Consider the following 24,657-nt stretch of genomic DNA (forward strand, 5'->3'; position numbering starts at 1 on the left):
GGGTACCTGCGATAACCTGGCAAGCGACATGGCCGGCAAACTTGATCGCCGTCAAACGGTGCGGGAAAACTGCCCTTTTTGCTCGCAACCCAAATAAGCGTCAAAAGCCATCGCGGCACTGCGCATCATCAAATGCCCTTGAGGTAACAGCACCAGCGCGTCTTCGTGAATCTCCAGCAACCGGTCGCGAACATGCTCCTCAAGTTGCGCCAGTGCATCGGCAAAGTAGTCGGTAAAGCGGATGCCATGACTTACTTCAAACTTGCCAAAATCAATCCGCCCATGACACATCAGGTCGTTGATTACCTCGCGACGCAGCAGGTCGTCAGCGCTCAAACGGTAACCCCGATGCACCGGCAACAACCCCTGATCCAAACGCGCGTAGTACTGCGAAAGCTCCTTGACGCTCTGGCTGTAGCTGTCGCCAACCTTACCGATCGAAGACACGCCAAGGCCGATCAAGTCGCAATCGGCATGGGTGGAGTAGCCCTGAAAATTGCGTTGCAAGGTGCCGTTGACGCGGGCCAGTGCCAGCTCGTCGTCCGGTAAAGCGAAATGATCCATGCCGATATAGACATAGCCGGCCTCGGTCAGACGGCGGATGGTCAGCTCGAGCAATTCCAGCTTGCGCTCCGGTGGCGGCATGTCCGCAGGGCGAATCATCCGTTGCGCGCGCACCAGCTGCGGCAGATGGGCATAGCTGTAGGCGGCAATCCGGTCTGGACACAGAGCGATAATTTTGCCGAGGGTGACATCGAAACTCGCCACGGTTTGCAATGGCAGCCCGTAAATCAGATCCACGCTGACTGATTTGAATTGCGCCTGGCGAGCGGCAGCGACCAGCGCGTAAATCTGCTCTTCGCTTTGCTGCCGATTGACCGCGGCTTGCACGTCGGGGTCGAAGTCCTGCACGCCGAAGCTCAAGCGATTAAAGCCTAGGCGGCGCAGCGATTGAACCTGCTCGGGGCTGATGGTGCGCGGGTCGACTTCGATGGAGAATTCGTGGTCATCGCTGTCATCCATGTCAAACGCTTGATGCAGGCAGTCCATCAGGTCAGCCAATTGTTCGCCGGTCAAATAGGTCGGCGTGCCACCGCCCAAGTGCAGTTGCGTGAGTGTGCGCGTGCTGTCGAACAACGCGGCCTGCATAACGATTTCACGCTTGAGGTACGCCAGGTACTCGACCGCGCGATGGGTTTTTTGCGTAATGATTTTGTTGCACGCGCAGTAGTAGCAAAGGCTCTTGCAAAACGGAATGTGGATATACACCGACAACGGCTTGGGAACAGCTGCCTGGTTACTGTCCTGGGCGGCACGCTGGTAGTCGTCGACGGCAAACGCCTGATGGAACTGTGGAGCCGTGGGATAAGAGGTGTAGCGCGGCCCTGGGCGGTCATACTTTTCGACCAGGGCTCGATTGAAATCAAACGAAGGTTTCATGATCAATCAACTCGCAGTTGGGTTAATGCCTTGGCCCAAATCCTTTTCAAACAGCTTGCAGATGGCATCCACTTCCGGTCGGCCGGCGGGAAGAATGCAAATGAAACGGTCCGACAGTTCAATCAACCCGTCCCGACTCAATTGCTCCAGCAAAGGCCAGGCTGATGCAAAGTACTTGCGAAAAATCAGTCCATAACGAGTCTCGATGGCGTGAATATCCAGTTCCTGGTCACACGCCAGGCGCTCCATGACCAGTTGCCTGACCTGATCACTCGCCTCACAGCGCCAGCCGCGACAGGTTGCCAGCTGGCCCCGGTCCAGTTGCAACTGGTAACGCAGCAGATCGTCGGTGTTTTGCGCGTACAAATCGTCGATCTGGCTGATGGCGCCCATCCCGAAGCCGACAAGATCGCAATAGCCGTGGCGGGTAAAACCCTGACAGTTGCGGCGTAACCGGCCTCTTTCCTGAGCGATCGCCAGATCATCATCGGGCCTGACAAACTGCCCCAGACCGATGTAGTGATAACCCGCAGCAATCGGCTGTTCAAAGCAGATCTGACGCATCGCGCCTTTATCGTCCTGGCTGCACCGCTCCCTCACTTTATCCCCTCTCACCGGCCGATAGCGTTGGGGGGGCCGGGCATAATCGAACACCTGCAGCCTGTCCGGCTCCAGCTCGATAATGGTCGCCAGCTTCAGCGCGAAACTTTCTGGCGTCTGCCATGCATGGCCAAAGCCCAGATCAACATTGATGGATCGATAGCCAAAGGTGCGAGCGGCATCGATAAGCGAATGGATCGGAGCCGGATTCTGGTAACAGGCCACTGACATTTCACTGTCCGTAGCGATATCCGGAACGCCGATACTGACGTGATTGAACCCCTGGTCGCGCAGCAAGCCCATGGTCGCCCAGTCGGTATGGTGAAGATCCACCTCGATGCTGTAATCGCCGCACTCATAGTCAAGAAAGTTGAAGCGACCACGCAGATGACTCATCAGCCGCTGCACATGCGCAATGGCGGGTGTACCGCCGCCCAGATGAAACTGCTCGACCCGTTGCTCGGCACCCAGATGGCAACCGATCAGGTCGATCTCGTGCTCCAGACACTGAAGATACTGTTCGATACCGCTGCGCTCACACGCGATATTGCGCGAGGAGCACACGGAAGGCTTCAGGTTAGCGGGTAACTGCACGTTCAAGGACAGCGGGCGTTGCTTCTGGCGACTGCTGCGCAATGCACGAAGCAAATCCAGAGAGCCGATACCACCATGAAATTTTTGGGTGTCAGCATGGCAGTTGGGGTCGAGCACGCCTTGATCGCGCCGAATAATCAGCTCGCTGGGGTTGTGCTCGCTGGGGTTGTGCTCGCTGGGGTTATGAAAGAGATCGAGCATGACGGTCTCCGAGACTGGTTCCGGATAACCAGTGTCCGGGTTTACCGGCCGATGCTCCTTGATTTGCATCAAGCGCAGGTGAAGCGCTCGCAGAATAAGACTGCTGGTCCAATGGTTCTCAACGCCCGGTCACCACGTCAGGTAAAACATACCTTTGGCCAACAGCACTATGCCGACCATATGGCAGAACAGGCTGCCATGAATGAAGTGCAGATACCGGGCCTTCATGCGCCCACTTTTAAAAAGAAACATGGCCCCCAAAAAGTGCAGCAATACGCTAACGGCAAGAATGATCTTCAACGTCAACAAGGTGCCGAACGATGAGGCCAGTGGCGAGGCAAGCGCTGGCAAATAGCGCAGCCAGACCATGCCCAGCCCCGCGCCGAACAACACCAGCAAGACCCAAGGCATCAACGTGCGGGCTCGACGGCCGATACCCTGTTCGACCAGGAGCATCACCTTGGCAGATAACTGTTTGCGGATACTTTCCAGGAACAAGACTTCGAAGAACACCGTTCCGATAAAGATCAGTGCGGCGAATAAATGCAAGGTCAACAGGAGTGGATAGATCATGGTCTTGCGCCTTCAGTTCGGCACTACTCGCCACGCGCCCCTGCTTTCGCATTTCGACGCTGGTCTGCCCGGCGAACTTGCAACGGACGGCAATGCACACAGCATTATCGTGCCTTACCCCTCTGCTCGACCTTGACGCTGATCAACATCAACGCATGGCAATGCGGATTCAGATCAGAGACTCACCTCGTTGGCTGAGTCCCGTTAATCCGGGCCACCACGACAGATGTCCGTTTTTGATGGGCGGGAAAGTCGAACAGATGTGGCTGACCGACCTATTGATTTTTTAGTCGTTGCACTGTGGCTCGCGGATGGCAACCGACCACCCGCGAGCCAGTGCCATCACGCCAGCAGCTTAAGCTCGCTTTTACCGTACTTGAGCGATTTTTCGTCCGGAATCATCAGGCCAGTGTGCTCGTCGCGCCCCTGCAGGATGAAGCGGGCGTTCGGGGTGCCCAGTTGGGTGGCAGCCTGCTGGCTGTCGGCGCCGATCTCGCCCTTCTTCATGCGGTTGACGATCACCCCCACCGCCGTGTCGTTGAAGTCGCGCAGCATCCAGGCATCACCGTCGCTGTCGCCGGCCACCAGCACCGGGCCGTAGCCCTTCTGTTTCACCAGCACGTTCTTGATACCGACGGTCTTGCCCGGCCCGTAGTTGAAGTGCCAGCCCGGCAGATAGCGACTGGTGTACTTACCTTCTTCCATCGCCATGCGCAGGCCGATCACGTTCTCAGGTGGCACGCCGTAGCCGTAATTGGGATGGCCGGCGAATACACGCACCACGTCGTCGATCGAGGCGGTGCTGACATACACGTCGATGCCGTTGGCGCGCAGCGAGTGCATCAGGCCGCGGATCTCCTCATGGATGCGGATGCCATGGAAGTGGGTGTCCGCCACCACACCTGCCTTGCCCGGCAATGTGCGTGAGCTCTCGTACTTGACCTTGCGCAGCGCGTCGCCGATGGCGTAGTTGTTGGAGGCCTCGGCCATCGCCTGCAATTCAGCCGTGGTCATATTCTTGTAGAAGTACAGAATCCACTTGTAGCCGATCTCCACCGGGTAACTGTCGCAGATCGCGTCGTACATGAAGTAGAGCTTGGCGAGAAAATCCTTGTACTGCTCGCTGGCCTGGATCTCTTCCAGGCTCTTGTCGCCGGCAAGTCCCTGGTAGTTAGCGTGCAACCAGCGGTAGTCAGCTTCCACGTCACTGGCGATGTCTTCCATCTTGACCGGCTTGCCGTCCACGGTGGTGTAGTCCTTCATGAACGCGCCGTTCGGCACGTCCTGGCGCAGCACGGTGGCGAACTCATCGGGTGTCAGCTTGTACTGCAGATGATTGATCTGGTAGACCAGCAGCGCTTCTTCACAGTCGTTCATGATGCAGGTGTTGTCCCAGTCGAACACCGCGTACGGGCGCTGCTCCGGGCGGTAGGACGCGCTCTTGACGCCGTGCTGGTCGATCACCGCCTGCAGGCGTTGGGTATTGAGCGGCGACCAGCGCGCCGGATCCAGCGCGCTCGGTGTGGCCGGGGGCGTGGCGGCTTGCGTTATACGGGAGCTCAACAAAAGCGGGGTTACGACGGAAACAGTAGCGAGGGTGTTCAGAAACTGGCGACGCTGCATGGCATAGCTCCTACTTCTAGACGAGAGGTTACAACCGAGGCGATGGCGAAAGCGTGTTTCGAAATAAGGACGAGGGGAAGAAACCGTCCGGCCACGAGGCTATCTCCAAATACACAAAAAAACAACAATGCCTCAATATTACACAAATATGACGTGCAGACCGCGCCAGCCCAATGATCATGGGGGCCGCACCAAACTTGACAGCGACCGACACCCCTCCACAATGCGTGCTCGGACAGCGACTCAAACAGCAGGGACACCAGGCATGTGGCAAGAAGAGCGTTACCAGCGGATCCGCGCACTGCTATCAACCTTGCAGCGCGTCACCACCGACCGCATCGGCGCGGAGCTGAATGTTTCACGCGAGACTGTGCGGCGCGACCTGGTAGCTCTGGAAAATCTGGGGGAGTTGAAGCGGATACACGGCGGCGCCATCCGCGTCGAGGACGAGGCGCCAATCGCCGAACGGGCGCACATCAACGTCAGATTCAAGCGTGACCTCGCGCGCGCCGCGGTCAGCCTGCTGTCGCACGGACAGACTGTGTTTATCGACGCCGGCACCACCACCGTCATCCTCGCCGAAGAGCTGGCCAAGCTGGGCGGGTTAACCGTGATCACCAACTCGTTCAACGTGGCTCTGCAATTGCGTAATCCCGCCGCGCCAGGCAGCCAGCACAACGAGGTGATCGTACTGGGTGGTTCGCTCGACGACCGTGCTCCGGCTACAGTGGGTGGCACCACGGTGGCGGAAATTGGCCGCTATCGGGCCGACTTCGCGCTGTTGTCGCCCGTCGGCATCAACGCCCTTCGCGGCGCCAGCAACTACGACCACCGTGAAGCCGAAGTCGCGCGCGCCATGGCTGACCATGCCGAGCACGTGGTCATCCTGGCCGATTACAGCAAGATCGGCGTAGAGAGCCGCGTCGCCTTCTGCCCGCCAGAACGCATCGACGTGCTCATCACCAACCACAAGGCCAGTACCGAAGCGGCGTTCGCCGCACTGAATGCCAAGCTGAAACGCATTATCCTAGTGTAGCGGTGGCCTACCGGTTCCGACAGGAATTCGGGCAGCATGATGCCCAATGTGCGGCGCAACCGGCTCGATCGGTGTGGACTGAGGTTTTCATGAATCAGATCTCTTGGCGCGTCGGCCGCGGCGACAAGCGTATCCAGCAGACCGAATGGCGACCGGAGTCGCTGAAGATTGCCTAGTCATCTAGCTGGCTACGCTAAGTCCAGACAGGGTGTCCACCTGATTTTGGGAAGGACAGCTAACCCCTGACCAATGAGAATAACCAGACATTCGTTATTAGTTAATTGTGTTCGCGTGAACATTTTTACCTACTTCGGCAGCAGAAACTGGTGAGGTGTCTAAAATTGAAATGCAATGTATCGGTCCATCACCTATTTGCGTAATGGCGCGAGGGACAGTTGGCAGGTAGGCGGCTTTGGAGCCAACACCGGACCGGTGTTGGCAAAATAGATTTAAAATTGGAGGGAACCATGAGCAATACCATCGCCACTGGCGAGCCACCTGAAGCCGTCCGTCTCATGATCAAGGTTTATGCCTGCTTGCTGCTCGCAGGATTTGCGCTTATTCCCGCCTATCTGATTGTCTACTTATTCTTCTTTCAGGACCCCACCCTTATATTCGAGAACCACGCGTTCCATATAATTGCAATCACGGCAGCCACCTTAGAGGGCTTGTTTGTTACTTACGTAACGTGGCGCTGCTATCAGTCATCGGGAGAACCGCTGCTGCGATGGATGACGCTTGGCTTTTTCGGTTTTGTGCTGATCTATGCGTTGCATGGTGCGTTCACTGGGCTCGCACACCACAATATCTGGCTCTTCCTGCTTTATGGACCGGCCTCTCGACTGGTCATGGCGATTCTGCTGTTTGTCGGAATGCTGTCATACCACCGCCCGCCTGATGCCGCGGACCAACGAATGAAGCCCCTCCCCTGGTTGACCTGGATAGGACTGTTCCTGCTGGTTGACGTGGCAGTGGCGTACGTTGCGAATTCGCCGATCGCAGGCCATCTCGCGGTGCGCCTCTCGATGGAAGGTGGTGCCCTCGTTTTTTCCACATTGAACGTGGCAATGATCCTGCTGCGCCGTTTCCGTTCACCGCTGATGGTGATTTTTGCCATCTCGGTCACCGCGTTCGCGCTGTCATCTCTCGCCTTCATCCTTGGACGTCCGTGGAACCACATGTGGTGGCTCGCTCATGCGATCTTCGCCGCCGGATTCTTCCTATTGAGCTATGGGGTAGTGCAAGCGTTCCTCACCACGCGCTCGTTCTCGAATATTTACAGCCAAGAGGAGCTGATGGTGCGTCTTGCCGAGGCGATGGCGTACACCGAGAGCGCCCTGCAGGAGCTCCAGCGCACCAATCAAGAACTCGGCCACCTTGCAGCAACCGATCCACTGACAGGCGCTGATAATCGGCGTCGGTTCATGGAGCGGGTCGAAGCCGAAATTGGCCGGACCGCGCGCGGCGGTGCGCCGTTCTCCGTACTGGCACTCGATCTGGACAATTTCAAGTCCATCAACGATCGCTTCGGACATCAGGTGGGCGATGACATCCTGAAGGAGTTCGTGCAGAAATGCCTCGATTCGATCCGGCCGTATGACGGCGTAGCCCGAGTGGGCGGGGAAGAGTTCATGATACTGCTACCTCAGATTTCACTCGAAGGCGCGCGCGTAATCGCTGAGCGTCTGCGAACCACCGTTGCAAACACTTCTTTTAATAGCGGCCTGCAGCGGTTAACTATGGTCACAGTGAGCATCGGCATATCGCAATCTGGCCGCGACGGCGACACCATCGAGGCAATTCTGCACGTAGCCGATCAACGCCTGTATCACGCTAAACACCAAGGCCGTAACCGTGTGGTCACTACCATCAAAACCAGCCTCCAACCTCTGCCCTGACCATCATTTTGACGTCGCTGAAAGCGTCGGCACCGATACGCCCAGCTTTTCGCCACAGCATTGGGCGTTACTCATAAACGTTCTTAAGCGTCCGCTCAACTCACCTTACGTAATGGTTACTGTCCCTGCGGGAGCAAGAAGTCTGCCTCGTAAATACCGCGCGCCGCTCGGACAGTCACAGGGGTCGTAACAGGCCTTACATAACACAGCTCCCATGCAAGCCAGCCATCCTCAAAATAACTTGCGCACGCCGCTTGCACGTCACCTGGCGTGAACGGACGCACAGCTTTGACGCGGACGATTGCGACGGCAATACCATCACTGTCTTCGTCTCCATCGGTACGAAGAAATCGCCCATTTTCGACAATCAGCAGATCCTCGAAGGGATCTAATTCCGGATGCCAGCGACGAATTTCAAGGGTTTTCTCACCAGAAGCGATTCGGCTTCCACTAGGTCGTACAATTGATAAGGCTTTGATGGTTTTCTCCTAAAAATTCGTCGAACCGTGTCGAGAGCCAGGCCAGAAGAGTTTCCCCTGATGCAAACGGCGTGCAGCCAGATGCCAAGCCCGTCATGCACCAGCACCTTTATACGATTGGCGCGGCGGTTGGCAAACAGATAAGCACAGGCAGAGCCGCTCATACAACGAGTGCTCCGTTAAGTCGATTCCACAAAAAAACACCCTAGTGCTTTTTGCGCCTACCGAATATCAGAACTCTATGGCGGGTCTACACCTCGATCATGTAATGTATACCCCCCTACAGTATATTTTGATCTCGAGATGCAATCATGGGTCACACCATCAAGGACAAGAAAAAGCTATTGAATCGTGTCAGTCGTATTCGTGGTCAGCTCGAAGCGATTGAACGTGCGCTGCACGAGGAACGTGATTGCATTGAGGTACTCCAGCAAATCACCAGTTGCCGGGGTGCCATGAACGGTCTCTTGACGGTGGTGTTGGAGGACCATATCCGCACGCATTTGATTGATGCGGATTTTGCTGACGGCAAGGAGCCGAATGATGCCAAAGAGCAACTGATCGAAATCGTCCGCAGCTATTTCAAGTGAACTCAGTATGAATAACCTGTACGAAGCACCGTTTAATGTCGGTCATGATCACGTCTTTCTAGGCGTGGGCCATGAAAAAAATGAGCGCAAGACGTGGGCTGTGATTACGCTGTGCACGGCCATGATGTTGGTCGAGATCATCGGCGGCAACCTGTACGGCTCACTTGCACTGGTCGCGGACGGCTTGCATATGTCCACGCACGCGGGTGCCATGTTGATCGCTGCGCTGGCCTACACCTATGCGCGTAAGTACGCCAATGATCGGCGGTTCGTGTTTGGCACCGGCAAGCTGGGTGATCTGGCGGGCTTCACCAGCGCCATCATTCTGGCGATGATCGCCTTACTGATAGGTTACGAAGCCGTTTCCCGTTTCCTGTCCCCGGTACCTATCCATTTCAGCGAAGCCATTCCGATCGCCGTCGTTGGCTTGGCCGTGAATATTGCCAGTGCCTGGCTGCTGAGCGGCGCAGATCATGGGCATGACCACGGGCACAGCCATGGACACAGTCATGGGCATGCCGAGAGCGGTGAACATGATGATCATCATGAGGAAATGCAGCGGATTGTCACTTCTGAAGGGGTGTTCGAACTGTCGATCTTCGAAGAGGGTGTTCCGCCTGTGTTTCGCTTTTCCACCGAAGGCTCAGGCCCCCTACTCTCGCCAAGCGATGTCACGGTTACGACGATACGCCAGGACGGTTCGCGGCAAGTGTTCAACTTTATGCAGAAAGCCGGCTTTCTGGAATCCACCAGCGACATTCCGGAGCCGCATGGTTTCAAGGTAGCCGTTGCCCTGCCATCGGGTGAACAGACCGTCGAATTCACGGAGCATGCTCACGACAACCATGGTGTGGACAGCCGCGACCACAATATGCGAGCTGCTTACATTCACGTCATTGCGGACGCGGCCGTGTCAGTTATGGCCATCATCGGTCTGCTGTTGGCCCAGGCATTTGGCTGGCTGTGGATGGACCCACTGGCCGGTATCGTTGGGGCACTCGTGATCGCCAACTGGTCTTACGGTCTGATACGCCAGACCGGTGCGATCCTGGTGGATGCCAGTGCAGACACCCGGATTGAAGGCAAGATCAGGACGGTGATTGACGAGGCCGGTGACAAACTGGTGGATTTGCATGTCTGGCGGCTCGGCCCAGGGCATCTCGGCGCGGTGGTTTCGGTCGTCACACGCGAGCCGAAACGCACCTCACAGTTTTACCATCAGCATCTTGCCCAATTCAAAGGGTTGTCCCATCTCACGGTTGAAGTGCATCCAGAAGCGGAGGCCTGAGCAATGGCTGTCAAATCCCCTTGCACCGAAGTCTGTAAATTCGATGGCAAGACCACCCTTTGCGTAGGCTGCTTGCGCACCCTGGAGGAAATTCGTGGCTGGAAAAAAATGACGGATCATCGCCGTCATCAGGTAATCAACGAGCGTCCAAAGCGGTTAGCGAAACTGCAACGAGACGCGATTCCCAAGTAGCCTGGATGCAGTTTTTTGCGGCGGCCCAAACGCGCAAGGCGCGGCGAGCTTCGATCCAGGCAGCTGCGTTGGTTTGCAGTCACTGCTGCTCGATAATCGCAGTAAATGCGGGTCGCTGCATTTTCACAACCAGCGGTCCATCTGAGGCGCTGGGTGGTGCGTAAAAACACAGCCTCGCGCCACCATGCTCATGTCTTCTTGCGCCTATTGAAAAGGTGCTCTCGCTTTCGTTTTGACGATCGGCAGTCGCCTGTCACGAGGGGCCGCTTTGGTTTAATGAACAGACCGCTATTCAGTTGCGCTTGAAATCCCACCAAACACCTGCCAATGCGGCCATCCAGACCAGGACGATAAGCATCGAGCCCTCCGGTTATTGGCAGACGACTTCTCTGGAGCGTCCGTCAATCAGCAGGTGCAAATGGTCCTGGAATGTCCCAGGTGGGAGCACGCGCGATCCAGAGCTGTAGCGACTGGGCGCCTTAATATGTCTTCATCGTGTCATTGCTCATATTGTCCTTTTTTTCCATGCCGTCGTTCTTCATGGCGCCGCCTTTATCCATGCTGTCTTTTTTCATCGCATCACTTTTGCCCATGGCGTCACTCTTCTTCTGGTCGCCTTTGGTCTTGTAGTGGTGCTTGGCCTTCACGGTATCGCTTTTCATTTCATCCTTTTTCATCGTGCCCTTGTCCATCTGCTCCTTGTTCATATCACTGGTGCCTGTTTCAGCTGCAAACAGTGGGGCAGCGGCCAGGCCCAGAACAACGGCGGCAACCGCCGTAACAATCAGCTTTTTCATGTCATTTTTCCCGTGTAGTTCGCGTTAACGACAGCGGCAATCCGCCGTTTTTCAGGACAGCCGATCGCTCAACTGCCACTGAACCAGTTGTAACCCTGATCCTCCCAGTAGCCACCGGGATAATCATTGGTCACAAAAATCTCCACAACGTGTTTGGGGTTCTTGAAGCCCAGTTTGGTCGGCATACGCAGCCGCAGGGGGTAACCGTACTCCGGCGGCAATACCTGATCGTCATAACTCAGGGTGAGCAGCGTCTGCGCGTGTAAAGCCGTGGGCATGTCGATGCTGGTGTAATAGTCATCGGCGCATTTGAGTCCGACATATTTGGCACTGGTATCGGCGCCCACACGTCGCAGAAAGGTCGCAAAGGTCACCCCACCCCATTTGCCGATGGCGCTCCAACCCTCCACGCAAATCAGGCGCGTGACCTGAGTGGTTCGCGGCAACTGGTTCAGCTCGGCGAGGGTCCAGCTATGTTTATCCTGGACCAGGCCGCCGACCGTGAGTTTGAAATCATCACCGTCGATGTCCGGAATGCCGTCGCGGTCGTAATAGGCATTGAAGGGAAAGGGGCGTGTCATCATCGACTCAGGGTAGGTCGGTGCCAGCCTGCCCGGATCGAATAGCGCCGCCTGCACCTTGTCGTTGAAGCGCGACACCATTTTCAGCATGGACTCCACGGAGTCACTGTCATCCAGGCGACAGCCCGTCAGCAAGGCAATCGCGCCCAGCGTCCAGACATGCTGAAGAAATTGTCTACGCGCGGGTAGATCAAGCTCCTGCGCCACCGCCTGGATGATGGCGGATTCATCAAACCGGTCTTTTTTAATCTTTCTGATCATGGTTTAGCGCCCACGCAGCATGGCTATCAGGGTGCGCGGCACGAGGGCCACCATCACCAGATGCACCACGGTAAAGGCGACCAACAGGGCCATGCAGACAAAATGCACGATGCGCGCTGAGTCATAACCACCCATCAGCTCCCTCAGCAGAGGAAACTGTACCGACTTCCAGATCACCAGGCCCGACAGCACGAGCACAATGAGATCGAGCACGACAAAGAGGTAGGCGAGCTTTTGCAGGGAGTTGTATTGCCGCAAGTCGGCATGGGCAAGCTTGCCCCTGAGGGCCGCCAGCACATCATGAAAGACTTCGGCGGGGCGTATCGGGAAAAACTTGTAGGCGATGCGGCCGGAGAAAATATTAAGGAGGAGGTAAACAGTGCCGTTAATGACCAGTATCCACATCGCCGCAAAATGCCAAAGCAGCGCACCCGCCAACCAACCACCCAGGGTGATACCGGCGGGAATCTGGAAGAAAAAGATCGGAGAGGCGTTATAGATACGCCAGCCGCTCATCAGCAGGATGAGCACCGCGATGACGTTGACCCAATGGGTCAACCGGAGCCAGATGGGGTGAATGGTTTGGGAGCTACTCATAATCCCTATCCTGCCGGCACCGCGCCGGCGAATTCCCCCCAACCACCACGAAGTGTGTTGGCTCAACCCCCCCATTGTTAACCAGCAACTCCAATGGAGTCGCAAACAGCGCCCACCTGGCGTCGTATCTATCAAGACTAGCATCGGTTTACAGGCGTCGTTTTACATTATTCATCCTGGGTAAGCAGCATTACTCATGCTCCAACGCCTCGATGATTGGACAATTCAACCCTCCCTCTCCGGCGTCACATTGCTGCACCAAGCTGACCAGATTCTTTTGCAACGCGGCAAGGTCGGTGATTTTCTTTTCAATTAGCGCCAGTTTACTGACTGCTAATGCCCGAGTCTCGACGCACGCACAGCCTTTATCCAGCCGTAACAGTCCACCGATTTCGGATAGCGTAAAGCCGAGTGCCTGTGCTCGTTTGATAAAGCGCAGGCACGCTGCCTGCTCCACCGTATAGCGGCGGTGACCACCCAGCGGCTTGATGGGCTCATCCAGCAGGCCGAGTCGCTGGTAATAGCGAATGGTCTCGACACTCACTCCAGCTGCATCCGCCAGTTTTCCAATGGTCAGCTCTTTCGACACCACGTTCCCCTTGATTCCGTACCTGGGTACAGGGTTTAGAGTATCACTTGGGCAAACAGCCTCAAGGAAATCGACATGGCATTAATCACGGGAAAAAACTCACTGTTCGCCAGTGCGCTTGCCGCCATTGGGGCATCAGTATGTTGTGTCGGACCACTGGTATTACTGACCCTTGGGATCGGCGGTGCCTGGGTCGCAAATCTGACGGCACTGGAGCCCTATCGCCCGATCTTCATCGGGTTGACGCTGCTATTTCTCGGTATGGCCTTCTACAAGCTCTACCTTGTACCGCAGACCTGCGTTTCGGGTTCGTCTTGCGCTGTCTCTCGTCCCCTCAAACGGCAACGGTTCATTTTCTGGCTGGTTGCAGTACTCCTGCTCGGCCTATTGGCCGTGCCTTGGTTCGCCCCACTGTTTTACTGAGAGAAGATCACCATGCGCCAACTACTGATTGCCCTGCTGGTCAGCTTACCTTTGGCAGCGCTGGCCGCCCCGCCGATATCCATTACGCTCGGAGTGCAGAACATGACCTGCGAGGTTTGCCCGATCACAGTGAAGAAGGCACTACAGAAGGTACCAGGCGTCAATGCGGTCACGGTCGATTTCGACAAGAAAACGGCCACTGTGACCTTCGCCCCGGACCAAACCACGTACGAAGCGCTCACCAAGGCGACCATGAACGCAGGTTATCCCTCCATCGTGCAGAAGTGATGCCCCATGAGCACCATTGTTCTTGAGTCCGTGCTGACCTGCCCGCATTGTGGTTTCGCCAGGCAGGAAACCATGCCCACAGATGCCTGTCTGTACTTCTACGAATGCAACAACTGCAAGAAACTACTGCGTCCTGATCCAGGCCACTGCTGCGTATTCTGCTCCTTCGGCTCGGTGAAATGCCCACCCATTCAAGTGCAACGTGGGTGTTGTGAATAGGAGGCACACCAGGCTGATGCGCTGTTGCTGGCGAGCGAGCGAGCGATTCGAGCTTCCAGTTCCTGGATTTTCTGCTGTTCAGGCGTCAGCGCTTTGCTCTGCGGAGCAACGCCGTTGCGCTCCTGCTGGCGTTGGTTAACCCAGCGACGTAATACGGACTCGACAACCCCCAAGCGAGCGACTGGCTTCGATGTGGAGGTAATCTTGATCGAGCACGAGGCCTGCGGCCTCTCGTTTGAATTCAGCGGAAAAGGAACGACGTTGCGTGGTCATCAGACACCTCTATCTGGCGAGCAGTCTCGCCTAATAAATAGGTGTCCGGTTTCATTAGACCACCTACAAAAACCTCTTCAGCGATGTTGGCTACTGGTTCCAGGATGACGGCAAACGCTCCATCGATCGTGGTTTCGTCGGTCAGGGCTTGATGCTCTTCAGCTTATTGAGCAGTTCCAGCAACTGCTCAAGCGGCTCCTCACCGAACTGTTCCTGAATCTTCAAGTAATTGCTTTCCATCCCCGCACTCATGTCGACGAAACACTGCTGCCCCCGCTCGGTGAGGGCGACGAACACCCGGCGCTGATCTTCGGACGACTTCCTGCGCCGCACGATACCGTCACGCTCCAGCCGAGACAGAACGCCGGTCATGCTCGGCTTGAGAATGCACGCCAGATGAGCCAGCCGATGGCTTTCCAGTTCGCCCTGCTGGCGCAGGATGCGAATCACCCGCCACTGCTGTTCAGTCAGATCATGCTCATTGAGCAACGGCCGGAAAAATGCCATGGCCGCTTCGCGGGCCTGCAATAAGGTGAGCGTAAGGGACGGTCTGGGGGTCGGCATGGTTCACGCGCAAAAAGAGGTCGAAGCTCCGAAGCTTAGAGTCGGCACAGAGTGCATGCAACTATCCATGACAGCAAAGCCAGCTGGGCCTTGCGGTGACCCGCCCATGAAAAGTGCAATCGGTTCCCTGTAAAAGCCATTTTTCAGGGCACCGACTGCGACCATGATTGCTCCACAGCTCAGAGTGTTTTTTATAAGCCTATCGAGTAGCGAGCATGGCTGTATCAGCGCAAACCCGACTGCCGCAGGCGATATTCCCCTGGGGTCATCTGTGCATAACGCTGGAAGAACCGGCTGAAATAGGCCGGATCCTTGAACCCCAGTTGGTAGCAGATTTCGTTGGCCGAATTGCCAGTGAACAGCAACAGACGCTTGGCCTCCTGCATCAGCCGCTCGAAAATCAAGCGTTTCGACGGCAGGTCGGCAATGCGCCGACAGACGTCGTTGAGCCGTGCCTCAGTAACACCAATACCGTCGGCATAGCGCGACAGGGGCCAGTGCTGCAGGTAATGGTCTTCGATCAATTCATTGAAGCGATGGAAGATCCGCAAGTCTTCGTGGCGCGCCGGGCGAGCTTCCAGGGAGTTGGCGCACAACCTGAGCAGGCTGATCATGATCAATCGCGTCAAGCTGTCCAGAGCCGAACCCCGCCCTGGCCCATCGGTGTTGATCTCGCCGCACAGTTCCTCGAACAAAAACTCCAGCCTCCTGACCTCGGGCTGGAATTGTGGTGCCAGCCGCGCAAGCGCCACGCAGGCCGCCGGCAACTGCGGGCCGGGTGCCAGGCTGGGGTCGGCATCGATCAACTGCCAGACCAGCTGCTGACGCACCGTCAGCACATGCCCGTCGGCGTCCGCTTCGGTGACGAAGGAATGGGCCACCGTCGGTGGAGTGAAGAAAAACATCGGCCCCGACTCGAGGTATTGCTGGTCATCCAGATAGACCCGCACCGCACCGCTCTTCACGTAATGCACCTGGAAGAACCGGTCGTGTCGGTGCACGGGCATGTTGCGGCCGAAGAACCCCGCCAGGTTGCCGAGTTTGTCGTAGTGCACTTCGGCATCGCTGTAGCGTTGGTCGTAGACCTGACCGATGTTGATATTGGGAATCGGCTGACGATCGATCATCGCTCGGTTCTCTTTCTTGTTTGGGTGTTGGCAGTGCAAGGACTTTCATCCTGCGCCGGTTTCAGGCGACTAACCATTGCCAGAGGATTTTGCCACGCTTGACGATGGTTAACATATTAATTATAACGTTAATAGGTTAACGAATATTCGGCAGAGCAGCCACTGCTCCGCCACTGCCAGGAGAAAAGCATGAGCCGTGCCCTGCATGATGTTGCGAACGGCACCCTGTTCGGCGTCGCGCTGAACTACCAAGGGTTGCTGAACCAACGTATCGCCGAATTCGAGCAAGCGCCTTATCAGAAACCGCCGATCAAACCGGTGCTGTTCATCAAGACGCCCAACACCCGCAACAGCCACGATCGCACGGTGGTCCATCCGCAAGGTGAACGCCTGCAACCGGGCCCGGCTTTGGGCGTGGTGATCGGCAAGAGTGCCAGCCGGGTCAGTGTTGAACATGCGCTGGAATATGTGGCCGGCTACACCATCGTCAATGAGTTCAGCCTGCCGGAAGACAGCTACTACCGCCCGGCGGTAAAAGCCAAGTGCCGTGACGGCTTCTGCTCGCTGGGCCCTGAACTGGTGGCCCGTGACCAGGTCGCCAATCCGCATCAGTTGAGCCTGAAACTGTTCGTCAACGGTGAACTGCGCCAGGAAAACTCCACGGCCAACTTTGTCCGCAACATTCCCCAGCTGATTGCCGAAGTCAGCGAGTTCATGACCCTCCACGAAGGCGATGTGCTGATCACCGGCACACCTGAAGGCCGTGTCGATGTCCAGCCCGGCGACACCGTCGAAGTCGAAATCAGCGGCCTGGGCCGCCTCGTCAACCACATCGTCGCCGAGTAACAGGAGCTTCCATGAAACATGCCCGTATCCGCTTTGAAGGCGAAGTCCACCTCGCCCATGTCGAAGACAACCCTACCGATAACAGCCATGCCGTACGCCTGGCCGACGGCCGCCTGCTGGCCGAAGATCAGGTGCAATGGCTGCCACCGGCCACCGGCAGCATGTTCGCCCTGGGCCTGAACTACGCCGACCACGCCGCCGAGCTGGCCTTCAAGCCGCCCACCGAGCCCTTGGCGTTCATCAAATCCCCTGGCACCTACACCGGCCACAACCAGACCACCTGGCGTCCGGATAACGTCGCCTACATGCACTACGAGTGTGAGCTGGTAGCCGTCATCGGCAAGCCGGCACGCAACGTCAAGCGTGAGAATGCCCTGGAGTATCTGGCCGGCTACACGGTATGCAACGACTACGCGATCCGTGACTACCTGGAAAACTACTACCGGCCCAACCTGCGGGTGAAGAACCGCGATGCCACGACGCCCATCGGTCCGTGGATTGTCGACGTCGCCGACGTGCCGGACCCGAGCAACCTGAAACTGCGCACCTGGGTCAACGGTGAGCTGCGTCAGGAAGGCAGCACCAAGGACATGATTTTCGACATCCCTTACCTGATCGAATACCTGTCCAGCTTCATGACCCTGCAGCCCGGCGACATGATCGCCACGGGCACGCCAGAAGGTCTGGCCGATGTGGTGCCAGGCGATGAAGTGATTGTGGAAGTGGAAGGCGTCGGCCGCCTGGTCAATCGAATTGTCAGTGAAGCGGAATTTTTCTCCGCCCGTAAAGAGGCTTGAGCACCATGATCAAACACTGGATCAACGGCCGAGAGGTCGAAAGCAAAGACGTTTTCGTCAACTACAACCCGGCCACCGGCGAAGCCATCGGTGAAGTCGCCAGTGGCGGCGCCGAAGAAGTCGCTCAGGCCGTTGCCGCAGCCAAGGAAGCCTTCCCGAAGTGGGCCAACACCCCCGCCAGGGAACGTGCCCGACTGATGCGCAAGCTCGGCGAGCTGATCGAGCAGAATGTCCCGCGCCTGGCCGAGCTGGAAACCCTGGACACTGGTCTGCCAATTCACCAGACCAAAAACGTGCTGATCCCGCGTGCCTCGCACAACTTCGATTTCTTCGCCGAAGTCTGCACCCGCATGGACGGTCACAGCTACCCGGTCGACGACCAGATGCTCAACTACACCTTGTATCAGCCGGTAGGTGTCTGCGCCCTGGTGTCGCCATGGAACGTACCGTTCATGACCGCCACCTGGAAAACTGCACCGTGCCTGGCACTGGGCAATACCGCGGTGCTGAAGATGTCCGAGCTGTCACCGCTGACGGCCAACGAACTCGGTCGTTTGGCTGTTGAGGCTGGCATTCCCAATGGTGTACTCAACGTCATCCAGGGCTACGGCGCCACTGCGGGTGACGCCCTGGTTCGGCACCCGGATGTACGGGCGATTTCCTTCACTGGCGGCACCGCCACCGGCAAGAAAATCATGCAGACCGCGGGTCTGAAAAAGTACTCCATGGAACTGGGCGGCAAGTCGCCGGTGCTGATCTTCGAAGATGCGGACCTGGAACGGGCACTCGACGCGGCGCTGTTCACCATCTTCTCGCTGAACGGCGAACGCTGCACCGCCGGTAGCCGAGTCTTCATTCAGGAAAGCGTGTATCCGACCTTCGTCGCCGAATTCGCGGCCCGCGCCAAACGACTGATCGTCGGCGACCCACAGGATCCGAAGACCCAGGTCGGGTCGATGATCACCCAGGCCCACTACGACAAGGTCACCGGCTACATCAAGATCGGTATTGAAGAAGGCGCCACCCTGCTGGCGGGTGGCCTGGAGCGTCCGGCCAATCTACCGGCACACCTGAGCCGCGGCCAGTTCATCCAGCCGACGGTGTTCGCTGATGTGAACAACAAGATGCGCATCGCCCAGGAAGAGATATTCGGCCCGGTGGTGTGCTTGATCCCGTTCAAGGACGAAGCCGAAGCCCTGCAACTGGCCAACGATACGGAGTACGGTCTGGCGTCCTACATCTGGACCCAGGACATCGGCAAGGCCCATCGTCTGGCCCGTGGCATCGAAGCCGGAATGGTGTTCATCAACAGCCAGAATGTGCGTGATTTGCGCCAGCCATTTGGCGGTGTGAAAGGTTCCGGCACCGGTCGTGAAGGCGGACAGTACAGCTTCGAAGTGTTCGCCGAGATCAAGAACGTTTGCATCTCAATGGGCAGCCATCACATCCCGCGCTGGGGGGTGTAACGCCCTGTAGGAGCGAGCTTGCTCGCGAAGGACGTCAACGATAACGCGTATGTTCTGAATAAACGCGGCGCCCTTGAGTCCATCGCGAGCAAGCTCGCTCCTACAAGGGAATTAGGGCACGCCCAATTCCACAAAAAAGACCCTCATCGGTCCAACAAGAACAATTATTCAGGAGAATCATCATGGGCGAAGTCGTCCTGGCCGCGAAGATCTGCCATGTACCCTCGATGTACCTGTCAGAACTCCCCGGCAAGCATCACGGTTGTCGGGAAGCGGCGATTGCCGGACACAAGGAAATCGGCCGTCGCGCCCGCGAGCTCGGTGCCGATACCTCGGTGGTGTTCGATGTGCACTGGCTGGTCAACAGCGGCTATCACGTCAACTGCGGCGAGCATTTCAAGGGCACCTATACCAGCAACGAGCTGCCGCACTTCATCAAGAACATGGAGTACGAGTACCCAGGCTGTCCAGCGTTGGGCGAGCTGATCGCCGCCGAGGCCAGTCTGGCCGGCGTGCGCACCATGGCGCACAACATCCCGAGCCTGGAGCTGGAATACGGCACCCTCGTGCCGATGCGCTACATGCACATGGGCGTACCCGACGAGCAGAAATTCGACGTGATCTCCATCGCCGCCTGGTGCGCCTGGCATCGCCTGGAAGACAGCTTTGCCTTCGGCGCCGCCGTGCGCCGGGCCATCGAAAAGAGTGACCGCAAGGTGTTGGTACTGGCCTCGGGCTCGCTGTCCCACCGTTTCTCCGACGACCGCGAAGCCGAAGCCAACATTCACAACTGGACTCGCGAATTCGACAAGCAGATGGACCTGCACGTGGTCGAGATGTGGAAGCAAGGCCGCTTCAAGGAGTTCTGCGCGATGCTCCCGGACTACGCCGAGCATTGCTTCGGCGAAGGCAAGATGCACGACACCGCGATGCTCCTCGGACTGCTCGGCGGGCCTGAATACAACAAACCTGCCGAGATCATCACTCAGCCCTTCGGCAGTTCCGGCACCGGCCAGATCAACGCCATTTTCCCACTCTGAGCGCAGGTACCTACACACTTCTGAAGACGGGAACTTGCGTAGCAGCTGTCGAGTAGAACGAGGCAGCGTCCGAGGACGTAGTCCTCGTAAAACCGGTCCTCTCGATTTACCTGAAACACCGAGGTGCACGGGTTTACGACTGCTTCGCAGCCGGACGCTGCCTCGCTCCGCTCGACAGCTGCTACGCGATGCGAAACATCAACAGATGCGTAGACGCCTATGCCGACAACTACCCACGCGGGAGACTCACATGCCGCATTTCATCGCCGAATACACCGACAACATCGAGCAGCAGGCGGACTTGCCCGCGCTATTTGAAAAGGTTCACACCGTCCTGGGAGACAGCGGCGTGTTTCCCCTGGGTGGCATCCGCAGTCGCGGTGTGCGCCTGGACACCTGGCGCATGGCCGATGGCAAGCACGATTACGCCTTCGTCCATATGACGCTCAAGGTCGGTCACGGGCGGGATCTATCAACCCGGCAAACAGTCGCCCAAGCGCTGTTCAACGTGATCACCGAGCACTTCGCCGAGCTGCAGTCGCAACGCTTGCTCGCATTGTCGTTCGAGATGATCGAACTGCACCCCGAACTGAATTTCAAACAGAACAATGTGCATGCCTTCTTGAAGAACCAGGCGGGCTGATCAACGCCCTCCTTCCGTCTACGGCCACTCTCACAAAAAGTACAACATCATGAGCACCGCCAATACTGCCGACAGCACCACCCTTGCCGAGCATGATCGAACCCACAGCCTCGTTACCTGGCGACTGATGCCATTGCTGTTGATCTGTTACCTGTTCGCCCACCTGGACCGGATCAACATCGGCTTCGCCAAGATGCAGATGAGTGCCGACCTGAACTTCAGCGACACGGTCTACGGCTTCGGAGCCGGGCTGTTTTTCATTGCCTACGCGCTGTTCGGCGTGCCGAGCAACATGGCCCTGGACCGGGTCGGGCCGCGGCGCTGGATCGCCAGCCTGATGGTGGTCTGGGGTGTGCTTTCAACCAGCATGTTGTGGATCGAAAGCTCCAGCGGTTTTTATGTCCTGCGCTTTCTGCTGGGCGTGGCCGAAGCCGGCTTTTTCCCCGGGATCCTGGTGTTTCTCAATCGCTGGTACCCGGCCCGCCGCCGGGCTCAGGTCACTGCGCTGTTCGCCATTGCCGTGCCGATGGCCGGGGTGATTGGCGGACCGCTGTCCGGCGCAATTCTCGAAAACTTCCATGATTTCGGCGGGCTGCGCGGTTGGCAGTGGATGTTCCTGATCGAAGGTGCACCGGTGATCCTGCTGGGCCTGGTGGTCCTCAAGTGCCTGCCGGACAGTTTTGATGCGGTGAAGTGGCTCAACCCAACGCAGAAACAACAACTGCGTGCGCAACTGAGCAGCGAAGAACACCGTAAATCCATTACCTCCTTCGGTGGCATTGTGCGCGATCCGCAGGTCTGGCTGCTGGTGGCGATCTACTTCGCGGTGATGCTGGCGGTCAACACGCTGGCGTTCTGGATGCCGACGCTGATCCACGGCGCCGGCATCGGCCGCGACAGCCAGGTCGGCCTGCTCAGTGCCGTGCCCTATCTGGCCGGCTGCTTCTTCATGATCGGCTGCGGACGCTCTTCGGACCGTCACCGCGAACGCCGCTGGCACCTCTGTGTGCCGCTGCTGATGTCCGCCGCCGGGATCGCCGTGGCCGGCCTGGCTCCGGGCAATCCGCTGCTGGTGCTCGGCGGGCTGATTGTCGCCGGGATGGGCGCCAGCGCCGCCTTGCCGATGTTCTGGCAACTGCCGCCGGCCTTTCTCTCCAACGGCACCCAGGCCGCCGGTATCGCGCTGATCAGCTCGTTCGGCAGCATCGCGTCGTTCCTCGCGCCCTACCTGATCGGCTGGATGCGCGACACCACTCAGAGCGCCAGCCTGGCCCTGTACGTGCTGGCGCTGCTTATCGCCTTTGGCGGCTTCCTGGTCCTGCGTACCAACGCGGCCATCGTCAACCCACAGTAAGAGATCTTCGTCATGCTCGATCAACAGCAAATCCTGCAAGCCGCCGCACAACTGGACCGGGCCGAACGCTCCAGGGAGCAGGTCCGGCAATTTTCCCTCGATCACCCGGCTATCACGATCGAAGACGCGTATGCCATCCAGCGTGCCTGGGTCGCACAGAAAATCAAGGACGGGCGCAAGCTGGTCGGGCACAAGATCGGTTTGACTTCCCGGGCCATGCAAGTGTCCTCGAACATCACCGAGCCGGATTTTGGCGCCCTGCTCGACGACATGCTCTTCGACGAGGGCACTGACATTCCTTTCGAGCGCTTCATCGTGCCGCGGGTAGAAGTGGAGCTGGCGTTCATTCTTGGCAAGCCGCTCAAAGGCCCGAACTGCACAATCTTCGATGTGCTCGACGCCACTGAATGGGTGATCCCTGCGCTGGAAATCATCGACGCCCGGATTCAGCAGGTCGACCCGCAGACCAACGCAACACGCAAGGTGTTCGACACCATTTCCGACAACGCCGCCAACGCCGGTGTGGTCATGGGCGGGCGTGCCGTACGGCCGACCGAGATCGACCTGCGCAAGGTGCCTGCGGTGTTGTACCGCAACGGAGTGATCGAAGAGTCCGGGGTTTCGGCTGCAGTGCTCAATCATCCAGCCAAAGGCGTGGCCTGGCTGGCGAATAAGCTGGCCGCATACGACGTCACCCTGCAAGCAGGTCAGATCATTCTCGGCGGTTCCTTTACCCGTCCAGTGTCGGCCAACCCCGGCGATACCTTCCATGTCGACTACGATATGTTGGGTTCCATTTCTTGCCGTTTCGTCTGATCCCTGGAGGACTGTTCTATGGACATGCCCATAAACCGCTTCAAGCAACGTCTGAAAAGCGGCGACGCACAGATCGGCCTCTGGCTCGGTCTGGCCGATGCCTATTGCGCCGAGTTGGCGGCGAATGCCGGTTTCGATTGGCTAGTGATCGACGGCGAACATGCGCCTAATGACCTGCGCGGCATGCTCAGTCAACTGCAAGCCGTCGCGCCCTATGCCAGCCAGGCGATCATCCGCCCGGTGATCGGCGATACCGCGCTGATCAAGCAGGTGCTGGATATCGGCGCCCAGACCTTGCTGGTACCCATGGTCGAAAGCGCCGGGCAGGCACGGGAACTGGTGCGCGCGATTCACTATCCACCCCAGGGCATCCGTGGTGTGGGCAGCGCTCTGGCCCGAGCGTCGCGCTGGAACAGTATTCCCGGTTACCTGGATCAGGCCGACGAACAGATGTGCCTGCTGGTGCAGATCGAAAACCGAGAAGGCCTGGCCAACCTGGAGGCCATTGCGGCGGTCGAGGGCGTCGACGGGGTGTTTATCGGCCCGGCGGATTTGAGTGCGTCCATGGGCCATCGCGGCAATCCGGGACATCCCGAAGTGCAGGCGGCCATCGAGGACGCCATTGTGCGGATTCAGAAGGCCGGCAAGGCCGCAGGCATTCTCAGCGCAGACGAGACACTCGCCCGGCGCTATATCGAGCTGGGCGCGGCGTTCGTTGCAGTCGGCGTCGACACCACGGTGCTGATGCGCGGCCTGCAAACCCTTGCTGGAAAATTCAAAGACGCTACGGCGCCCACCAGCTCCGGCGGCGTGTACTGAACACGCCGCCGCCCTCCTGTAGGAGCGAGCTTGCTCGCGATGGTAGTCCAGACACCGCGGGGTATCAGGAATCCCGCGTCATCGTTGACGTCCATCGCGAGCAAGCTCGCTCCTACAGGGGGGCGGCGTTTGCATTGGCGTTCAGCGCTTGATGGTCTTCAACTCATTGAGCAGCCCAAGCAACGTCTGCAATTTCTCCTCCCCCAGCTGCGCCTGTAACCGTTGGTAGTTCTCTTCCATGCACTGGCTCATGGACGCAAAGCACTCTTCGCCCTTTTCGGCCAGGGTCACCAACACCCGGCGCTGATCCTGCTCGGCCTTGCGTCGATGGACCATGCCGGCCGCCTCCATGCGCACCAACACGCCGGTCATGCTCGGTTTGAGAATGCAGGCCAGTTCCGCCAGTTGGTAGATTTCCAGCTCATCGTGCTGACTGAGGATGCGGATGACCCGCCATTGCTGTTCGGTCAGGCCGTGCTGGTTGAGCGAGGGACGAAAAAAACTCATGGCCGCTTCACGGGCCTGCAATAAGGTCAAGGTCAGGGATTGCCGGGGTTTAAGCATCGGGGTCAGGATCACGGTTTATTTAGTTAATAGTTTAACGAAACTCTACCACCGTCCAACTCACGGCGCGCTATAACTT

29 protein-coding genes and 2 pseudogenes are annotated in these 24,657 nt (G+C 57.9%); 17 read left to right on the forward strand and 14 right to left on the reverse strand.

All coding sequences use genetic code 11. From position 1 onward, the window contains the following. Nucleotides 1-51: 51 nt before the first annotated feature. The 4 genes from hemN to ACZYSM_RS21445 form a co-directional block, all read right to left on the reverse strand. Nucleotides 52-1,440 carry an oxygen-independent coproporphyrinogen III oxidase gene (hemN, locus tag ACZYSM_RS21430; protein ID WP_489074325.1) on the reverse strand — a complete coding sequence of 463 codons (1,389 nt, stop codon included), beginning with the start codon at nucleotides 1,438-1,440 and terminating at the stop codon, nucleotides 52-54. A 6-nt stretch (nucleotides 1,441-1,446) separates the two neighbouring features. After that, complete coding sequence (locus ACZYSM_RS21435; protein ID WP_489074327.1) at nucleotides 1,447-2,835, reverse strand: oxygen-independent coproporphyrinogen III oxidase; 1,389 nt, start codon at nucleotides 2,833-2,835, stop codon at nucleotides 1,447-1,449. A gap of 129 nt (nucleotides 2,836-2,964) precedes the next feature. Beyond that, nucleotides 2,965-3,408 (reverse strand): CopD family copper resistance protein, encoded by a 444-nt coding sequence (locus ACZYSM_RS21440; protein ID WP_489074329.1) that lies wholly within the window; start codon nucleotides 3,406-3,408, stop codon nucleotides 2,965-2,967. Nucleotides 3,409-3,750: 342 nt separating this feature from the next. Then, entirely contained in the window at nucleotides 3,751-5,031 is a 1,281-nt protein-coding gene (locus ACZYSM_RS21445; RefSeq protein ID WP_489074331.1) for an HAD family hydrolase, read from the reverse strand. Nucleotides 5,032-5,296: 265 nt separating this feature from the next. Here ACZYSM_RS21445 and ACZYSM_RS21450 point away from each other — a divergent pair, with 265 nt between their 5' ends. Then, nucleotides 5,297-6,067, forward strand: coding sequence for a DeoR/GlpR family DNA-binding transcription regulator (locus ACZYSM_RS21450; RefSeq protein WP_489074333.1), 771 nt, complete (start codon nucleotides 5,297-5,299; stop codon nucleotides 6,065-6,067). Nucleotides 6,068-6,534: 467 nt separating this feature from the next. Beyond that, nucleotides 6,535-7,965, forward strand: a complete 1,431-nt coding sequence (locus ACZYSM_RS21455) for a GGDEF domain-containing protein (RefSeq protein WP_489074335.1) — start codon at nucleotides 6,535-6,537, stop codon at nucleotides 7,963-7,965. Nucleotides 7,966-8,081: 116 nt separating this feature from the next. Here the strand turns inward: ACZYSM_RS21455 and ACZYSM_RS21460 are convergent, their stop codons facing one another. Beyond that, nucleotides 8,082-8,444, reverse strand: coding sequence for an ASCH domain-containing protein (locus ACZYSM_RS21460; RefSeq protein WP_489074412.1), 363 nt, complete (start codon nucleotides 8,442-8,444; stop codon nucleotides 8,082-8,084). Next, on the reverse strand, nucleotides 8,354-8,608 hold the full coding sequence (tnpB, locus tag ACZYSM_RS21465; RefSeq protein WP_489074338.1) for an IS66 family insertion sequence element accessory protein TnpB: 255 nt from the start codon (nucleotides 8,606-8,608) through the stop codon (nucleotides 8,354-8,356). The genes ACZYSM_RS21460 and tnpB overlap by 91 nt, the downstream gene beginning before the upstream one ends. Nucleotides 8,609-8,755: 147 nt before the next feature. Here tnpB and ACZYSM_RS21470 point away from each other — a divergent pair, with 147 nt between their 5' ends. From ACZYSM_RS21470 to ACZYSM_RS21480, 3 genes are read left to right on the forward strand one after another with little or no spacing between them, the layout of a single operon-like run. Beyond that, a complete protein-coding gene (locus tag ACZYSM_RS21470; protein ID WP_322183987.1) occupies nucleotides 8,756-9,034 on the forward strand; it encodes a metal/formaldehyde-sensitive transcriptional repressor in 279 nt (92 codons plus the stop codon). 7 nt (nucleotides 9,035-9,041) lie between these two features. After that, nucleotides 9,042-10,322: a CDF family Co(II)/Ni(II) efflux transporter DmeF gene (dmeF, locus tag ACZYSM_RS21475; protein ID WP_489074341.1), complete on the forward strand. Its 1,281-nt coding sequence runs from the start codon at nucleotides 9,042-9,044 to the stop codon at nucleotides 10,320-10,322. Nucleotides 10,323-10,325: 3 nt separating this feature from the next. Further along, nucleotides 10,326-10,514: a DUF1289 domain-containing protein gene (locus ACZYSM_RS21480; RefSeq protein ID WP_489074343.1), complete on the forward strand. Its 189-nt coding sequence runs from the start codon at nucleotides 10,326-10,328 to the stop codon at nucleotides 10,512-10,514. A gap of 479 nt (nucleotides 10,515-10,993) precedes the next feature. Here the strand turns inward: ACZYSM_RS21480 and ACZYSM_RS21485 are convergent, their stop codons facing one another. The 4 genes from ACZYSM_RS21485 to merR all read right to left on the reverse strand — a co-directional run bounded on the left by ACZYSM_RS21485 (nucleotide 10,994) and on the right by merR (nucleotide 13,339). Beyond that, complete coding sequence (locus ACZYSM_RS21485) at nucleotides 10,994-11,311, reverse strand: hypothetical protein (RefSeq protein WP_489074345.1); 318 nt, start codon at nucleotides 11,309-11,311, stop codon at nucleotides 10,994-10,996. 68 nt (nucleotides 11,312-11,379) lie between these two features. Continuing rightward, complete coding sequence (locus tag ACZYSM_RS21490) at nucleotides 11,380-12,153, reverse strand: molybdopterin-dependent oxidoreductase (protein ID WP_489074347.1); 774 nt, start codon at nucleotides 12,151-12,153, stop codon at nucleotides 11,380-11,382. Between the two features lie 3 nt (nucleotides 12,154-12,156). Next, nucleotides 12,157-12,750 (reverse strand): cytochrome b/b6 domain-containing protein, encoded by a 594-nt coding sequence (locus ACZYSM_RS21495; RefSeq protein WP_489074349.1) that lies wholly within the window; start codon nucleotides 12,748-12,750, stop codon nucleotides 12,157-12,159. A 190-nt stretch (nucleotides 12,751-12,940) separates the two neighbouring features. Further along, entirely contained in the window at nucleotides 12,941-13,339 is a 399-nt protein-coding gene (gene merR / locus ACZYSM_RS21500; RefSeq protein WP_489074351.1) for a mercury resistance transcriptional regulator MerR, read from the reverse strand. A gap of 75 nt (nucleotides 13,340-13,414) precedes the next feature. On the opposite strand from merR, the gene ACZYSM_RS21505 reads away from it, so the two are divergent. The 3 genes from ACZYSM_RS21505 to ACZYSM_RS21515 are packed head-to-tail and all read left to right on the forward strand — an operon-like array spanning nucleotide 13,415 to nucleotide 14,269. Then, entirely contained in the window at nucleotides 13,415-13,762 is a 348-nt protein-coding gene (locus tag ACZYSM_RS21505) for a mercuric transporter MerT family protein (RefSeq protein WP_489074353.1), read from the forward strand. 12 nt (nucleotides 13,763-13,774) lie between these two features. Next, nucleotides 13,775-14,050, forward strand: coding sequence for a mercury resistance system periplasmic binding protein MerP (gene merP / locus ACZYSM_RS21510; protein ID WP_489074355.1), 276 nt, complete (start codon nucleotides 13,775-13,777; stop codon nucleotides 14,048-14,050). A gap of 6 nt (nucleotides 14,051-14,056) precedes the next feature. Continuing rightward, nucleotides 14,057-14,269 carry a GDCCVxC domain-containing (seleno)protein gene (locus ACZYSM_RS21515; protein WP_489074357.1) on the forward strand — a complete coding sequence of 71 codons (213 nt, stop codon included), beginning with the start codon at nucleotides 14,057-14,059 and terminating at the stop codon, nucleotides 14,267-14,269. A gap of 38 nt (nucleotides 14,270-14,307) precedes the next feature. Here ACZYSM_RS21515 and ACZYSM_RS21520 read toward each other — a convergent pair. Beyond that, a pseudogene (locus tag ACZYSM_RS21520) lies at nucleotides 14,308-14,542 on the reverse strand (transposase); the annotation flags it as partial. A gap of 61 nt (nucleotides 14,543-14,603) precedes the next feature. On the opposite strand from ACZYSM_RS21520, the pseudogene ACZYSM_RS21525 reads away from it, so the two are divergent. Further along, nucleotides 14,604-14,693, forward strand: a pseudogene (locus ACZYSM_RS21525) (hypothetical protein); the annotation flags it as partial. On the opposite strand, the gene hpaR (ACZYSM_RS21530) reads toward ACZYSM_RS21525, so the two are convergent. Beyond that, complete coding sequence (gene hpaR / locus ACZYSM_RS21530) at nucleotides 14,684-15,106, reverse strand: homoprotocatechuate degradation operon regulator HpaR (protein WP_489074359.1); 423 nt, start codon at nucleotides 15,104-15,106, stop codon at nucleotides 14,684-14,686. The pseudogene ACZYSM_RS21525 and the gene hpaR (ACZYSM_RS21530) overlap by 10 nt on opposite strands. Before the next feature lie 224 nt (nucleotides 15,107-15,330). Continuing rightward, on the reverse strand, nucleotides 15,331-16,233 hold the full coding sequence (hpaA, locus tag ACZYSM_RS21535) for a 4-hydroxyphenylacetate catabolism regulatory protein HpaA (RefSeq protein ID WP_489074361.1): 903 nt from the start codon (nucleotides 16,231-16,233) through the stop codon (nucleotides 15,331-15,333). 189 nt (nucleotides 16,234-16,422) lie between these two features. On the opposite strand from hpaA, the gene ACZYSM_RS21540 reads away from it, so the two are divergent. The 8 genes from ACZYSM_RS21540 to hpaI all read left to right on the forward strand — a co-directional run bounded on the left by ACZYSM_RS21540 (nucleotide 16,423) and on the right by hpaI (nucleotide 24,014). Continuing rightward, nucleotides 16,423-17,079 carry a fumarylacetoacetate hydrolase family protein gene (locus ACZYSM_RS21540; protein ID WP_489074363.1) on the forward strand — a complete coding sequence of 219 codons (657 nt, stop codon included), beginning with the start codon at nucleotides 16,423-16,425 and terminating at the stop codon, nucleotides 17,077-17,079. Nucleotides 17,080-17,090: 11 nt separating this feature from the next. After that, on the forward strand, nucleotides 17,091-17,876 hold the full coding sequence (locus ACZYSM_RS21545; protein ID WP_489074365.1) for a fumarylacetoacetate hydrolase family protein: 786 nt from the start codon (nucleotides 17,091-17,093) through the stop codon (nucleotides 17,874-17,876). Nucleotides 17,877-17,881: 5 nt separating this feature from the next. Next, on the forward strand, nucleotides 17,882-19,342 hold the full coding sequence (hpaE, locus tag ACZYSM_RS21550; RefSeq protein WP_489074367.1) for a 5-carboxymethyl-2-hydroxymuconate semialdehyde dehydrogenase: 1,461 nt from the start codon (nucleotides 17,882-17,884) through the stop codon (nucleotides 19,340-19,342). Between the two features lie 182 nt (nucleotides 19,343-19,524). Then, complete coding sequence (gene hpaD, locus ACZYSM_RS21555; RefSeq protein WP_489074369.1) at nucleotides 19,525-20,382, forward strand: 3,4-dihydroxyphenylacetate 2,3-dioxygenase; 858 nt, start codon at nucleotides 19,525-19,527, stop codon at nucleotides 20,380-20,382. 250 nt (nucleotides 20,383-20,632) lie between these two features. Then, entirely contained in the window at nucleotides 20,633-21,025 is a 393-nt protein-coding gene (locus tag ACZYSM_RS21560; RefSeq protein ID WP_489074371.1) for a tautomerase family protein, read from the forward strand. Nucleotides 21,026-21,074: 49 nt separating this feature from the next. Next, nucleotides 21,075-22,379 carry an MFS transporter gene (locus tag ACZYSM_RS21565; RefSeq protein ID WP_489074373.1) on the forward strand — a complete coding sequence of 435 codons (1,305 nt, stop codon included), beginning with the start codon at nucleotides 21,075-21,077 and terminating at the stop codon, nucleotides 22,377-22,379. Between the two features lie 12 nt (nucleotides 22,380-22,391). After that, nucleotides 22,392-23,195 carry a 2-oxo-hept-4-ene-1,7-dioate hydratase gene (hpaH, locus tag ACZYSM_RS21570; RefSeq protein ID WP_489074375.1) on the forward strand — a complete coding sequence of 268 codons (804 nt, stop codon included), beginning with the start codon at nucleotides 22,392-22,394 and terminating at the stop codon, nucleotides 23,193-23,195. Between the two features lie 18 nt (nucleotides 23,196-23,213). Continuing rightward, a complete protein-coding gene (gene hpaI, locus ACZYSM_RS21575; protein ID WP_489074377.1) occupies nucleotides 23,214-24,014 on the forward strand; it encodes a 4-hydroxy-2-oxoheptanedioate aldolase in 801 nt (266 codons plus the stop codon). A 141-nt stretch (nucleotides 24,015-24,155) separates the two neighbouring features. Here hpaI and hpaR (ACZYSM_RS21580) read toward each other — a convergent pair whose 3' ends face one another. Next, nucleotides 24,156-24,578, reverse strand: coding sequence for a homoprotocatechuate degradation operon regulator HpaR (hpaR, locus tag ACZYSM_RS21580; protein ID WP_489074414.1), 423 nt, complete (start codon nucleotides 24,576-24,578; stop codon nucleotides 24,156-24,158). Nucleotides 24,579-24,657 lie beyond the last annotated feature (79 nt).

The organism is Pseudomonas sp. F220 (assembly GCF_057813935.1).

Coding starts and splice junctions, on each gene's coding strand:
- hpaE (WP_489074367.1), top strand. CDS start 17,882: ATGATCAAACACTGGATCAACGGCCGAGAGGTCGAAAGCAAAGACGTT.
- ACZYSM_RS21490 (WP_489074347.1), bottom strand. CDS start 12,153: ATGATCAGAAAGATTAAAAAAGACCGGTTTGATGAATCCGCCATCATC.
- ACZYSM_RS21485 (WP_489074345.1), bottom strand. CDS start 11,311: ATGAAAAAGCTGATTGTTACGGCGGTTGCCGCCGTTGTTCTGGGCCTG.
- ACZYSM_RS21440 (WP_489074329.1), bottom strand. CDS start 3,408: ATGATCTATCCACTCCTGTTGACCTTGCATTTATTCGCCGCACTGATC.
- ACZYSM_RS21435 (WP_489074327.1), bottom strand. CDS start 2,835: ATGCTCGATCTCTTTCATAACCCCAGCGAGCACAACCCCAGCGAGCAC.
- hpaI (WP_489074377.1), top strand. CDS start 23,214: ATGGACATGCCCATAAACCGCTTCAAGCAACGTCTGAAAAGCGGCGAC.
- ACZYSM_RS21450 (WP_489074333.1), top strand. CDS start 5,297: ATGTGGCAAGAAGAGCGTTACCAGCGGATCCGCGCACTGCTATCAACC.
- ACZYSM_RS21565 (WP_489074373.1), top strand. CDS start 21,075: ATGAGCACCGCCAATACTGCCGACAGCACCACCCTTGCCGAGCATGAT.
- hpaH (WP_489074375.1), top strand. CDS start 22,392: ATGCTCGATCAACAGCAAATCCTGCAAGCCGCCGCACAACTGGACCGG.
- tnpB (WP_489074338.1), bottom strand. CDS start 8,608: ATGAGCGGCTCTGCCTGTGCTTATCTGTTTGCCAACCGCCGCGCCAAT.
- ACZYSM_RS21545 (WP_489074365.1), top strand. CDS start 17,091: ATGAAACATGCCCGTATCCGCTTTGAAGGCGAAGTCCACCTCGCCCAT.
- ACZYSM_RS21470 (WP_322183987.1), top strand. CDS start 8,756: ATGGGTCACACCATCAAGGACAAGAAAAAGCTATTGAATCGTGTCAGT.
- ACZYSM_RS21445 (WP_489074331.1), bottom strand. CDS start 5,031: ATGCAGCGTCGCCAGTTTCTGAACACCCTCGCTACTGTTTCCGTCGTA.
- ACZYSM_RS21455 (WP_489074335.1), top strand. CDS start 6,535: ATGAGCAATACCATCGCCACTGGCGAGCCACCTGAAGCCGTCCGTCTC.
- merP (WP_489074355.1), top strand. CDS start 13,775: ATGCGCCAACTACTGATTGCCCTGCTGGTCAGCTTACCTTTGGCAGCG.
- ACZYSM_RS21515 (WP_489074357.1), top strand. CDS start 14,057: ATGAGCACCATTGTTCTTGAGTCCGTGCTGACCTGCCCGCATTGTGGT.
- ACZYSM_RS21540 (WP_489074363.1), top strand. CDS start 16,423: ATGAGCCGTGCCCTGCATGATGTTGCGAACGGCACCCTGTTCGGCGTC.
- ACZYSM_RS21560 (WP_489074371.1), top strand. CDS start 20,633: ATGCCGCATTTCATCGCCGAATACACCGACAACATCGAGCAGCAGGCG.
- hpaD (WP_489074369.1), top strand. CDS start 19,525: ATGGGCGAAGTCGTCCTGGCCGCGAAGATCTGCCATGTACCCTCGATG.
- hemN (WP_489074325.1), bottom strand. CDS start 1,440: ATGAAACCTTCGTTTGATTTCAATCGAGCCCTGGTCGAAAAGTATGAC.
- hpaR (WP_489074414.1), bottom strand. CDS start 24,578: ATGCTTAAACCCCGGCAATCCCTGACCTTGACCTTATTGCAGGCCCGT.
- ACZYSM_RS21495 (WP_489074349.1), bottom strand. CDS start 12,750: ATGAGTAGCTCCCAAACCATTCACCCCATCTGGCTCCGGTTGACCCAT.
- ACZYSM_RS21505 (WP_489074353.1), top strand. CDS start 13,415: ATGGCATTAATCACGGGAAAAAACTCACTGTTCGCCAGTGCGCTTGCC.
- hpaR (WP_489074359.1), bottom strand. CDS start 15,106: ATGCCGACCCCCAGACCGTCCCTTACGCTCACCTTATTGCAGGCCCGC.
- ACZYSM_RS21480 (WP_489074343.1), top strand. CDS start 10,326: ATGGCTGTCAAATCCCCTTGCACCGAAGTCTGTAAATTCGATGGCAAG.
- hpaA (WP_489074361.1), bottom strand. CDS start 16,233: ATGATCGATCGTCAGCCGATTCCCAATATCAACATCGGTCAGGTCTAC.
- dmeF (WP_489074341.1), top strand. CDS start 9,042: ATGAATAACCTGTACGAAGCACCGTTTAATGTCGGTCATGATCACGTC.